9 protein-coding genes and 1 tRNA gene are annotated in these 12346 nt (G+C 70.2%); 4 read left to right on the forward strand and 6 right to left on the reverse strand.

All coding sequences use genetic code 11. The annotated features are described in order from the left end of the window. The 4 genes from AB0D74_RS24155 to AB0D74_RS24170 all read right to left on the reverse strand — a co-directional run bounded on the left by AB0D74_RS24155 (position 1) and on the right by AB0D74_RS24170 (position 6606). Positions 1–1389, reverse strand: a complete 1389-nt coding sequence (locus AB0D74_RS24155) for an OFA family MFS transporter (protein ID WP_362590525.1) — start codon at positions 1387–1389, stop codon at positions 1–3. A 125-nt stretch (positions 1390–1514) separates the two neighbouring features. Beyond that, a complete protein-coding gene (locus AB0D74_RS24160; protein ID WP_362590528.1) occupies positions 1515–3674 on the reverse strand; it encodes an acetate--CoA ligase family protein in 2160 nt (719 codons plus the stop codon). A gap of 4 nt (positions 3675–3678) precedes the next feature. Beyond that, a complete protein-coding gene (gene frc / locus AB0D74_RS24165) occupies positions 3679–4911 on the reverse strand; it encodes a formyl-CoA transferase (protein WP_362590531.1) in 1233 nt (410 codons plus the stop codon). A 12-nt stretch (positions 4912–4923) separates the two neighbouring features. Beyond that, positions 4924–6606: a thiamine pyrophosphate-binding protein gene (locus AB0D74_RS24170; protein ID WP_362590534.1), complete on the reverse strand. Its 1683-nt coding sequence runs from the start codon at positions 6604–6606 to the stop codon at positions 4924–4926. A 144-nt stretch (positions 6607–6750) separates the two neighbouring features. On the opposite strand from AB0D74_RS24170, the gene sucC reads away from it, so the two are divergent. The 4 genes from sucC to AB0D74_RS24190 all read left to right on the forward strand — a co-directional run bounded on the left by sucC (position 6751) and on the right by AB0D74_RS24190 (position 10632). Then, positions 6751–7881 carry an ADP-forming succinate--CoA ligase subunit beta gene (sucC, locus tag AB0D74_RS24175; protein WP_362590537.1) on the forward strand — a complete coding sequence of 377 codons (1131 nt, stop codon included), beginning with the start codon at positions 6751–6753 and terminating at the stop codon, positions 7879–7881. 11 nt (positions 7882–7892) lie between these two features. Beyond that, positions 7893–8777, forward strand: coding sequence for a succinate--CoA ligase subunit alpha (gene sucD / locus AB0D74_RS24180; RefSeq protein WP_362590540.1), 885 nt, complete (start codon positions 7893–7895; stop codon positions 8775–8777). A gap of 2 nt (positions 8778–8779) precedes the next feature. Beyond that, entirely contained in the window at positions 8780–10315 is a 1536-nt protein-coding gene (locus AB0D74_RS24185) for an aldehyde dehydrogenase family protein (RefSeq protein ID WP_362590543.1), read from the forward strand. A gap of 232 nt (positions 10316–10547) precedes the next feature. Further along, a tRNA-Leu gene (locus AB0D74_RS24190) sits at positions 10548–10632 on the forward strand. A 72-nt stretch (positions 10633–10704) separates the two neighbouring features. Here the strand turns inward: AB0D74_RS24190 and AB0D74_RS24195 are convergent. Beyond that, a complete protein-coding gene (locus AB0D74_RS24195; RefSeq protein ID WP_362590546.1) occupies positions 10705–11946 on the reverse strand; it encodes a cytochrome P450 in 1242 nt (413 codons plus the stop codon). Further along, positions 11943–12346 (reverse strand): amidohydrolase family protein (locus AB0D74_RS24200; protein WP_362590549.1); only part of this gene is annotated, 404 nt, incomplete at its 5' end. The genes AB0D74_RS24200 and AB0D74_RS24195, both read right to left, overlap by 4 nt.

Genomic DNA, 12346 nt, shown 5'->3' on the forward strand with positions numbered 1-12346 from the left:
TCACGCCATCTCCTCGCCGAGCGGCTGCGGGTTGGGGACGATGCGCCGGGCGCTGGGCCTGCCCGGTGCCTTGAGGAAGAGAGCCAGCACTGCGGAGGCCAGGCCGACGGAGCCCGCGAGCACGAACGCGCCGTGGTAGTCCCACTCACCGACGACGACCGCGCCCAGACCGGAGCCCACCAGGCCGGAGATCAGCTTGGAGCTGTAGACCATCCCGTAGTTGGTGGCGTTGTTGTTCTCACCGAAGTAGTCCGCCGTCATGGCCGCGAAGAGCGGGAAGATCGCTCCGCCGCCGAAGCCGGAGACCATGGAGCAGAACAGGAAGAACGGCATGCTGCCCATCTGGCCGGAGACCAGCACGCCGAACTGTGCCGTGCCGAGCACGATGCAGACGATGATGAGCGTGTTGCGGCGGCCGTAGCGGTCGGAGATCCAGCCGATGACGCCGCGGCCGGTGCCGTTGACGATGGCCTTCAGGGACATGGCCGTGGCGACGATCCCGCCCGCGAAGCCCATGTCCTTGCCGAACGGCACCTGGAAGGCGATGCCGAAGATATTGATGCCGGCCGTGCAGAGCAGACAGAACCACATCATCCACAGGACCGGGGTACGGGCGGCCTCCTTCGGGGTGTACTGCTTGACGGCGGGCGGGTTCTTCTCCAACGCCCTTCGTATCCGCGGGTCCTGAGTGGCCTTCAGGGGATCGACGTGCGGCGGCCACCAGTTCTTCGGCGGGTCCTTGAAGAACCAGCCGGCCGACGCCACCACCAGGCACAGCCCGATGCCGACCGCGGAGAGCACGACCTTGTAGTTGCCGAGGTCGAGGACCGAGGTGAACAGGAACACGAAGGGCACGGACCCGTAGGCGAAACCGCCGTTGACGAAGCCCGTCTTGCCGCCCTTGCGCTCCGGGTACCACTTGCCGACCATGTTCACGCAGGTCGCGTAGACGAGACCGGCACCGATGCCGCTGCACATGCCGAAGCCGAGATAGGCGACGACCACGTTCGGCGCGAACGCCAGCGCCACATAGCCCAGCAGCGTGCCCACGGCACCGATCAGCATGGCCGTACGGGCGGGGAGCCGTCCGCTCTCCCGCAGCTGCCCGGCCGGGAAGGCCACGGCCGCCTGGAAGAACACCCAGACGCCCATCAGCCAGAAGATGTGCCCGCTGCTCCACAGATGCGCATCGTGGAGCGTGTCCTCCGCCGACGTGAACGCGTACTCGGCGGAGCTGATGCCCATCATGCCCACCCAGGGCAGGATGACCATCCACTTGCGTGTGCGGCCCATGAGATCGACATCGCGTTCGCCGATCCGGTACGTGCGGCCGTTGCGGTCCGTCACCTCCCTGAAAGGGACGGACGGCGATAGATCGATGGATGACATGTCTGCTCAGCACCCCTTGCGTCGAAAGTTCTGGCCAGCGCCCCCTGTCCAATGCCTTTCGTGCGCGCACGGGTCCCGGGGCCGGCCGACGACGCGCTCGCCGGCCGGCCCCTTCCTCGGCTACGTCATGACCCGCCCCCCAGCAGTCCGCTCCCCAACAGCCCGGCTGCCCGCGCCCAGCGGTACTTGGCGCCGAGCACGGCCACCGGCCGTTCGGTCGTGTACGGGTACGCCACGACCCCCCGCTCGTACAGGTACTGGCAGGCCTCCTCGACCTCGACGTCCCCCGCGAGCGAGGCGACGACCGGCTTCTCGATGCCCCGCTCGCGGAACTCCGCGACCACGCGGGCCGTCAGTTCGGCGAAGACCATCGGCGGGGTGACGATGGTGTGCCAGTAGCCGAGGACGAGCGCGTGGATCCGCGGGTCCTCAAGACCGAGCCGGATCGTCGCCTCGTACGTCGACGGCGGCTCGCCGCCCGTGATGTCCACCGGGTTGCCGGCGGCGCCGAACGGCGGGATGAAGCGCCGGAACGCCTCGTCCAGGTCCGGCGGTATCTCCATCAGGGTCAGCCCGTTGTCGGTGATCGCGTCGGAGAGGAGCACGCCACTGCCGCCCGCGCCGGTGATGATCACGACGTTGTCGCCCTGCGGGGGCGGCAGCACCGGCAGGCCGCGTGCGTACTCCAGCATGTCGTTCAGGCCGGGTGCGCGGATCACGCCCGCCTGCCGCAGGATGTCGTCGTACACCGCGTCGTCGCCCGCGAGCGCGCCCGTGTGCGAACCGGCCGCCTTGGCACCGGCCGCCGTACGGCCCGCCTTGAGGACCACGACCGGCTTCTTCGGTACGGTCGCCCGCGCGGCCTCCACGAAGGCGCGGCCGTCCTTCAGGTCCTCCAGGTGCATCGCGATGCACTCGGTGTGCGGGTCCTCACCGAACCAGGTCAGCAGGTCGTCCTCGTCCAGGTCCGACTTGTTGCCGAGCCCGACGATCGCCGACACACCCGTCTTCGTGGTCCGGGCGAAGCCGAGGATCGCCATGCCGATCCCGCCCGACTGGGACGTCAGCGCCACCCCGCCCTTCACGTCGTACGGCGTGCAGAACGTGGCGCACAGGTCCTGCCAGGTGGAGTAGTAGCCGTAGATGTTCGGGCCGAGGAGACGGATGCCGTACCGCTCGCCGACGGCGACGATCTCGGCCTGGAGCTCCTCCTCGCCGGTCTCCGCGAAACCGGACGGGATCAGGACGGCGTTGGGGATCCTCTTCCGGCCCACCTCCTCCAGCGCCGCCGCGACGAACTTGGCGGGAATGGCGAAGACGGCCACATCCACCTCACCGGGAACGTCCGTGACACTCTTGTACGCCTTGCGGCCCAGAATGTCATCGGCCTTGGGGTTCACCGGATGGATCTCCCCGGCGAAGCCGCCGTCCACGAGGTTGCGCATCACCGAATTGCCGATCTTGCCCTGCTCGTTGGAGGCACCGATCACGGCGACCGAGCGGGGCTGCATCAGCCGGCGCATGGACTCCAGGATCTCGTCGCGCGTGTACTTCCTGCGCTCCTGCGGCTGCTTCTCCGCGAGGATGATCCGGATGTCGGCGGCGACCGCGCCCTCCGGCGTGGCGATCACCGGGTTGAGGTCCACCTCGGCGATCTCCGGGAAGTCCGCGACCAGTTGGGAGACCCGGCGGATCTGCTCGGCGACCGCCCAGCGGTCCACCCCGGCCTGCCCGCGCACCCCGCGCAGCACCTCGGCCGCCTTGATGGAGTCCAGCATCGACAGTGCCTCGTCGGCGGAGACGGGCGCGAGCCGGAAGGTCACGTCCTTCAGCACCTCGACCAGCACCCCGCCGAGCCCGAAGGCGACGACCTTCCCGAAGGTCGGGTCGGTGACCGCGCCGACGATCACCTCCGTGCCCTTCGGCAGCAACTCCTGCACCTGGACGCCCTCGATGCGGGCATCCGCGTCGTAGCCGCGCGCGTTCTCGATGATCCGGTGGAAGGCCGCGCGCACGTCCGCCGCGCCCTCGACGCCCACGATCACCCCGCCCGCGTCGGTCTTGTGCAGGATGTCCGGCGAGACGATCTTCATGACGACCGGTCCGCCGAAGCGGGCCGCGTACGCCACCGCCTCGTCGACGTCGGTCGCCAACTCCTCGCCCGGTACAGCGATCCCGTACGCGTCGGCGATCACCTTGCCCTCGGGCGCGGTGAGTGCGGTACGGCCCTCCGCCCGCACGGAGTCGAGGAGCGCGCGGACCCGCAGCTCCCGGTCCTCTGCCATCACGTCAGATCACTCCGTTCGACTTGAGCAGGCGCAACTCTTCGTCGCCGAGACCGAGTTCGCCGATGTAGACCGCTTCGTTGTGCTCGCCGAGCAGCGGCGAACTGGTGACGTCGACCGGGGAGTCGGAGAGCTTGAGCGGGCTGCCGACGGTGACGAACTCGCCGCGCTCGGGGTGCGGGACGGTCACCACCATCTCGTTGGCGACCAGCGACTCGTCCTCGATGATCTCCTTGGTGGAGAGGATCGGCCCGCACGGGATGTTGTGGGCGTTGAGCTGCTCCAGCACTTCCCACTTGGGGAGCGTCGAGGACCACTCCTCGATCAGCTGGAACATCTTGCCGAGCTTGGGCAGGCGGGACTCCGGGGTCGCCCACTCGGGGTCGTCCGCCAGCTCGGGCCGGCCGATCAGCTGCGTGATCGGCTGCCACCCGACGGGCTGCACGATCACATACACGTAGTCGTTCGGGCCGCCCGGCGCGCACTGGACCGCCCAGCCGGGCTGGCCGCCGCCGGAGGCGTTGCCGGAGCGGGGCACCTCGTCGCCGAAGTCCTCGTTCGGGTACTCGGCGAGCCGGCCGTGGGCGAGCCGCTGCTGGTCGCGGAGCTTCACCCGGCAGAGGTTGAGCACGGCGTGCTGCATGGCGACGTTGACGCGCTGGCCGCGCCCGGTGTGCTCGCGCTGGAAGAGTGCCGCCAGTATTCCGGCTACTGTATGCACTCCGGTGCCCGAGTCGCCGATCTGTGCGCCCGTGGCCAGCGGCGGGCCGTCCTCGAAGCCGGTGGTCGACATCGACCCGCCCATCGCCTGGGCGACGACCTCGTACGCCTTGAAGTTGGTGTACGGGCCGTCCCCGAACCCCTTGATGGAGGCGTACACGATCCGGGGGTTGATCTCCTTGATGCGGTCCCAGGTGAACCCCATCCGGTCGACCGCGCCGGGACCGAAGTTCTCCACCATCACGTCCGAGCGCCGGATCAGCTCGGTGAGGAGTTCCTTGCCGCGCTCGGTCTTCGTGTTGAGGGTGATGCTCCGCTTGTTGCAGTTGAGCATCGTGAAGTAGAGGGAGTCGACGTCCGGGAGGTCGCGCAGCTGCTTGCGCGTGATGTCACCGGACGGCGCCTCCAGCTTGACCACGTCCGCGCCGAGCCAGGCGAGTAGCTGGGTGGCGGAGGGGCCGGACTGGACGTGGGTCATGTCGAGGACGCGAATGCCCTCAAGTGCCTTGGTGGTCATGGGCGTTCCACCTCACTTGTACATGGTCTGGTTCATGGTTCCGGGGGCGTACGCGTCCGGGTCGACCCAGACGTTGATCAGCGACGGCTTGCCCGACTCGCGGGCCCGGCGCAGCGCGGGGCCGATGTCGGCGGGGTCGCGGACCTCTTCGCCGTAACCGCCCAGCATCTGGGCGAACTTGTCGTAGTGGACGTCCCCGAGGGTGTTGCCGACCCGCTCGCGCTCCTTGCCGTACTTGGCGGCCTGGCCGTAACGGATCTGGTTCATCGAGGAGTTGTTGCCGACGATCCCGACGAACGGGAGGTCGTAGCGGACCAGGGTCTCGAAGTCCCAGCCGGTGAGCGAGAAGGCGCCGTCCCCGAAGAGGGCGACCACCTCCTTGTCGGGGCGGGCCTGCTTGGCGGCGAGCACGAAGGGGACGCCGACGCCGAGGGTGCCGAGCGGGCCCGGGTCCATCCAGTGGCCGGGCGACTTGGGCTGTACGACCTGCCCGGAGAAGGTGACGATGTCGCCGCCGTCGCCGATGTAGATCGAGTCCTCGGTGAGGAAGTCGTTGATCTCGCTGACCAGGCGGTAGGGATGGATGGGGGAGGCTTCCGACCGCAGGCTCGGCAACCGCTTCTCCAGCGCGGTCTGTTCGGCGGCGCGCAGCTCGTCCAGCCACTCCTTGCGCCGGGACGCGCCACCGTTGACGCGCCCCGAGGCGGCCTCGGTCACGGACTTCAGGACCAGGCCCGCGTCCCCGACGATCCCGAGGTCGATGTCCCGGTTCTTGCCGACCGTGCGGTAGTCGAGGTCGATCTGTACGACGGTCGCTTCCGGGGAGAGCCGCTTGCCGTAGCCCATGCGGAAGTCGAAGGGGGTGCCGACGATCACGATGACGTCGGCGTTGGAGAAGGCGTAGCGGCGGGAGAGCTGGAAGTGGTGCGGGTCGCCGGGCGGCAGGGTGCCGCGTCCCGCGCCGTTCATGTACGCCGGGATGTTGAGGGTCCGCACCAGCTCGATGGCGTCCGCGGTGCCCCGGGTCGTCCAGACCTGGCTGCCGAGCAGGATGGCCGGTTTCTCGGCGTGCACGAGCAGGTCGGCGAGCTTCTCGATCGCCTCGGGGTCGCCGGCCGAGCGGGTGGCGGCCCGGTAGGCACCCGCCTTGGGGATGCGGGCCTTCGCGACCGGGACCTTGGCGTCGAGGACGTCGCGGGGGATCTCCAGGAAGGAGGGTCCCGGCGCGCCGTGGTAGCACTCACGGAACGCCATGGACACCATGTCGGCGGCGCGCGCGGTGTCCGGGACGGCCGCCGCGAACTTGGTGATCGGCGTCATCATGTCGACGTGCGGCAGGTCCTGAAGGGACCCCATCTTGTGCTGGCTGAGCGCCCCTTGGCCGCCGATCAGCAGCATCGGGGACTCCGCGCGGAAGGCGTTGGCGACTCCGGTGACCGCGTCGGTCGTACCGGGCCCGGCGGTGACGACCGCGCAGCCCGGCCTGCCGGTGATGCGCGCGTAGCCGTCGGCGGCGTGGGCGGCCACCTGCTCGTGGCGGACGTCGACGACTTCTATGCCCTCGTCGACGCAGCCGTCGTAGATGTCGATGATGTGGCCGCCGCACAGGGTGTAGATGCGGTCGACCCCCTCGGCCTTCAGCGCCTTGGCAACGAGATGACCACCGGAAATCACGTCCTGGGTGTCGTCGGGCATGGCGAAGTCCTGTCCCTTCGTAGGGGGTTGGAACGCTCTCGCGGTACATTGCATACAGTCGACGAATACTGTATGAACCTTGTTATCCCGCATCCGGTGGGTGGTGTCCAGGGGGCGTGCGGCACTTTCCAGACAGGAGCCGAAATGGACCTGTACGAGCACCAGGCAAGGGAACTCTTCGAAGATCACGGCATCGTGGTGCCGAGGGCCGAGGTCACCGACTCGCCCAAGGAGGCCCGCGAGATCGCCCGCCGACTCGGCGGCAGGGTCGTCGTGAAGGCGCAGGTCAAGACCGGTGGCCGGGGAAAGGCGGGCGGGGTGAAGCTCGCCGCCGACCCGGCCGCGGCGGAACTCACGGCACGTCAGATTCTCGGCATGGACATCAAGGGGCACACGGTCGGCAAGGTGATGCTGGCCCAACCCGTCGTCATCGAGAGCGAGTTCTACGTCTCGTACGTCCTCGACCGGGCGGCCGGCGGCTTCCTCGCCATCGCCTCCGCGGAGGGCGGCATGGAGATCGAGGAGGTGGCCGCGACCCGGCCGGAGGCCGTGGCCCGGGTCCACGTCGACCCCGCGGTCGGCGTGACCTCCGCCAAGGCCCAGGAGATCGCCGACGCCGCCGGACTGCCGCCGCAGACCGTCGACGTCCTCGTACGGCTCTGGCAGGTGCTGGTCCGCGAGGACGCGGTGCTCGTCGAGGTGAACCCGCTGGTGCGCACCGAAGAGGGCCGGATCCTGGCCCTCGACGGCAAGGTCACCCTCGACGACAACGCCCGCTTCCGGCAGTCCCGTTGGGGTGCGGAGGAGGGCGAGCACCACGACCCGCTGGAGGCGGTGGCCGCCGCGAAGGGACTCAACTACGTCAGACTCGACGGCGAGGTCGGCATCATCGGCAACGGTGCGGGTCTGGTGATGTCCACCCTGGACGTGGTCGCAGGCTGTGGTGCACGCCCCGCCAACTTCCTGGACATCGGCGGCGGAGCCTCCGCCCGGATCATGGCCGACGGGCTGTCGGTGATCCTCTCCGACCCGTCCGTGAAGTCGGTCTTCGTCAACGTCTTCGGCGGGATCACGGCCTGCGACGCGGTCGCCGACGGCATCGTCCAGGCGCTGGAGGCCGTCCGGTTGACCAAGCCGCTGGTGGTCCGCCTCGACGGCAACAACGCGGCCCGCGGCCGGGCGATCCTCGACGACCGCGCGCATCCCCTGGTCGAACAGGCCACCACCATGGACGGCGCCGCCCGCCGCGCCGCCGAACTCGCCCACACCGCCTGAGGAGCCGGGACATGGCGATCTATCTCACCCAGGAGAGCAAGGTCCTCGTCCAGGGCATGACCGGCGGCGAGGGCATGAAGCACACCCGGCGCATGCTGGCCGCCGGGACCGACGTCGTCGGCGGGGTCAACCCGCGCAAGGCCGGGCAGAGCGTCGACTTCGACGACCGTGCCGTCCCGGTCTACGGCACGGTCGCCGAGGGCATGGCCGCGACCGGCGCCGACGTCACCGTCGTCTTCGTGCCGCCCGCCTTCGCCAAGGCGGCGGTGCTGGAGGCCGCCGACGCCGGGATCGGCCTCGCCGTGGTGATCACCGAGGGCATCCCGGTCCACGACTCGGTGGCCTTCACCGTGTACGCCCGGCGCAACGGCACCCGGATCATCGGCCCGAACTGCCCAGGGCTGATCACCCCCGGCCAGGCCAACGCGGGCATCATCCCGGCCGACATCACCAAGCCCGGCCGCATCGGACTCGTCTCCAAGTCCGGCACGCTGACCTACCAACTCATGTACGAGCTGCGGGACATCGGCTTCTCCACCTGCGTGGGCATCGGCGGCGACCCGGTCGTCGGGACGAGCCACATCGACTGCCTGGCCGCCTTCCAGGAAGACCCCGACACCGAACTCGTCGTCCTCATCGGGGAGATCGGCGGCGACGCGGAGGAACGGGCCGCCGCCTACATCCGGGACCACGTCACCAAGCCGGTCGTCGGCTACATCGCCGGGTTCACCGCGCCCGAGGGCCGCACCATGGGCCACGCGGGCGCCATCGTCTCCGGCTCGGCCGGCACCGCCCGGGCCAAGCAGGAGGCGCTGGAGGCGGTCGGCGTGCGGGTGGGGAGCACACCGACCGAGACCGCCCGGCTGGTCCTCGAACTCCTGGAAACGGGGGGCTGACCATGGACCTCGTCCGCAAGCCCGGCACCGGCTGGGACGACGCCTGGGCACGCTGTCTCGACCTGGCCCCCGAGGCCTTCCGGGACGACCGGGTCCTCAACCTCTGGGCGGGCACCTGGCGGCCCGACGGCCGCCCGCTGCCCGCGACCAGCCCCGTCGACGGCAGCCCGATCGCCGGCGCCCCACGCCTGGACCGGGACACCGCGCGCCGGGCCGTCCGCGCCTGCCTCGACCAGCACCGCGCCTGGCGGTACGTCTCGCTGGAAGAGCGCCGGGCCCGAGTGGCCGCCACCCTCGACGCCCTGACCGAACACCGCGAACTCCTCGCCCTCCTCCTCGTCTGGGAGATCGGCAAGCCCTGGCGGCTCGCCCAGGCGGACGTGGACCGGGCGATCGACGGGGTCCGCTGGTACGTCGACGGCATCGGGCCGATGCTCGCCGGGCGGGCCCCGCTGGACGGGCCCGTGTCCAACATCGCCAGCTGGAACTACCCGATGAGCGTGCTCGTTCACGCGGTACTGGTCCAGGCTCTCGCGGGCAACGCGGTGGTGGCGAAGACCCCGACCGACGGCGGGGTCGCCTGCCTCACCCTGGCCTGCGCGCTGGCCGCCCGGGAGGGTCTGCCGGTGACGCTGCTCAGCGGCAGCGGGGGCGAGCTGTCGGAGGCGCTGGTGCGGGCGCCCGAGATCGGCTGCGTCTCCTTCGTCGGCGGCCGGGACACGGGGGCCGCGGTGGCCACCGCCGTCGCCGACCTCGGCAAGCGGCACGTCCTCGAACAGGAGGGACTCAACACCTGGGGCATCTGGAACTTCACCGACTGGGAGGCGTTCACCGCCGTCGTCCCCAAGCTCTTCGACTACGGCAAACAGCGCTGCACCGCCTACCCGCGCTTCGTCGTCCAGCGTGAGCTGTTCGACGAGTTCCTCAGGGCGTACCTGCCGGCGGTGCGCGGACTGCGGGTCGGCCACCCCCTGGCGGTCGCCGACCCCGCCGACCCGCTGCCCGAACTGGACTTCGGGCCGGTGATCAACGCGGCCAAGGCCAAGGACCTGACCGACCAGGTGGCCGAGGCCGTCGACCGCGGTGCCGTCCCGCTGCACCGCGGCAGCCCGGCCGACGCCCGCTTCCTGCCCGGCCAGGACACGTCGTCGTACGTCCACCCGGTCACCCTCCTCAACCCGCCCCGCTCCTCCCCGCTCCACCACGCGGAACCCTTCGGCCCGGTCGACACGATCGTCCTGGTCGACACCGAGGCCGAACTGCTGGCCGCCATGAACGCCTCCAACGGCGCGCTGGTCGCCACGCTCTCCACCGACGACGAGGCCACCTTCGCGCGGCTGGCCCCGCAGATCCGCGCCTTCAAGGTCGGCCACGGCAAGCCACGCTCCCGCGGCGACCGCGACGAGCTCTTCGGCGGCTTCGGCGCGTCCTGGCGGGGCGCCTTCGTCGGCGGGGAACTACTCGTACGGGCGGTGACCAACGGGCCGGCGGGGGAGCGGCTGCCGGGGAACTTCCCGGAGTACCAGCTCATGCCATAACGGCGGCGCGCACAGACGGCGGCCCGGGCGCGCGCCCGGGCCGCCTGCGAGCAGCGGGCCGCCCCCGGGAGGCGCGCCGGCCACCTGCCCGGTAGCGGGCCGGGCACGCACGGTGAGGGGGCGCCCACCTGCGGATACACCGACGGAAACGCAGGTGAAGGGCACTCCGAAAGCTTGGTATTGTTGTCCATGTCGCCGCGGGGAACACCCCCGGTCAGGCGGCAGACACCTGGTCCGGGTGGCGGAATGGCAGACGCGCTAGCTTGAGGTGCTAGTGCCCTTTATCGGGCGTGGGGGTTCAAGTCCCCCCTCGGACACACTCGCCGTAACGATACGGAACAGAGGGCCACGACCTGACGGTCGTGGCCCTCTGTGCGTCTGCGCGTCGGTCACCCTGCGGGATCGAGGACGACCGGGAGCTCCGCGAGGCCGCGGAAGGCCGGGAAGGGGACCTCCAGCCATCGTGCCTCGGCGTGGGGGTCGGCCAAGGCCATCCTCGGGAACCGGTCGAACAGGATGGTGAGGGCCAGCTGCATCTCCAGCCGGGCCAGCGGGGCTCCCAGGCAGTAGTGGCTGCCGTGCCCGAACCCGAGATGCGCGTCCTGCGCGTTGCCCGGACGCGTCACGTTCAACTCGTCCGGGGCGTCGAACTTCACCGGATCCCGGTTGGCCGAACTGATCGCGATCTGGACCAGGGCGCCCTTGGGGATCCGGGTCCCGCTGTACTCCACGTCCTCGGTCGCGTAACGGAACGTCGCGCTCTCCACGGAGCCGTCGTAGCGCACCAGTTCCTCGACCGCGGCGCGCATCAGCTCCCCGTTCTCCCGCACGGCGCGCAGCTGCCCGGGATGGGACAGGAGATGGTGCACGGCATTGCCGAGCAGGTACGCGGTCGTCTTGTGACCCGCGAACATCAGCAGGAACGCCGTGGACACCAGCTCGTTCTCGGTCAGTCCGCCGTCGTCGTCCCGGACCGCGATGAGCGCGCTCAGGAGATCGTCGCCCGGACGCTTCCGCTTGGCGGCGATGAGATCGGAGAAGTACGCGTGCAGGTCCTCCTCCGCCTTCTGCTGGGCCCGCTTGGCCTCCGCGTCGAAGCCGCTCCGGGCCACCGCGGAGGACAGGTTCTGCATCCGCGACCGCTCCTGGGGCGGAACGCCGAGCAGATCGCAGATCACGACGACCGGCAGCGGGAACGCGAAGGCCGGCAACAGGTCGAAGGGCTCCCGGACCGGGCACTCGTCGAGCAGGCCCCGGACGATGTCCTGGATCTTCGGCCGCAGAGCCTCCACCCGCCGTGGGGTGAACGCGGAGTTGACCAGCCTGCGCAGCCGCATGTGCTTGGGCCCGTCGGAGTTGAGCATGTTGTCGTCCAGCGCGACGGACGAATCACCGAAGATCCTCCGGTAGGCGTCCATGGCCCCGTACATGTCCTTGCTCAACCGCGGATCCGCCAGGGCGGCCCGGGCGTCCTCGTACCGGGTGATCAGGTACGTCTCGTTGCCGTGCGGCGGTCTCATGGGGCAGACCGGGGCCGCGTCGCGGAGCCGGGCGTAGACCGCGTGAGGGTCCCGCCGGAACTCCGGGGTGCAGCGTTCCGCCGCGGTGACGGCCTCTTGCGTGGTGGTCACGGACGACTCCCGAGGTCGAAGACGGCCTCGGCGTTGCCACCGAGGATGAGCTGCTGCGACGCCGCGTCGACCGGCAGCTTCTCGATCATGCGGATCTGGTCCTCCAGCGGCACGGCCAACGGAGGCGAGTCGGTACCGAACAGCATCCGCTCGGGTCCCAGCACCTCCGCGTTCAGGCTCAGATGCGCCGAACTGAACGGGCTCGTGTCGACGTACATGCGCCGCAGCGCGGCGGCCGGGTCGACGGACGGTGCCTGGGCCCGGGCCTGGGCTGCTTCGGGCCGGCCGGAGGGCGGCGCGCCCCCGGCCCAGTGCCGGGCCCGCAACCGCTCCTGATCCACCTCCAGCGACTCCGCGAGCCGCTTGATCCGCCGCCGGGTGATGGACGCCCCGGACGGCG

This window comes from Streptomyces sp. NPDC048278 (assembly GCF_040652195.1).
Taxonomy (GTDB): domain Bacteria; phylum Actinomycetota; class Actinomycetes; order Streptomycetales; family Streptomycetaceae; genus Streptomyces.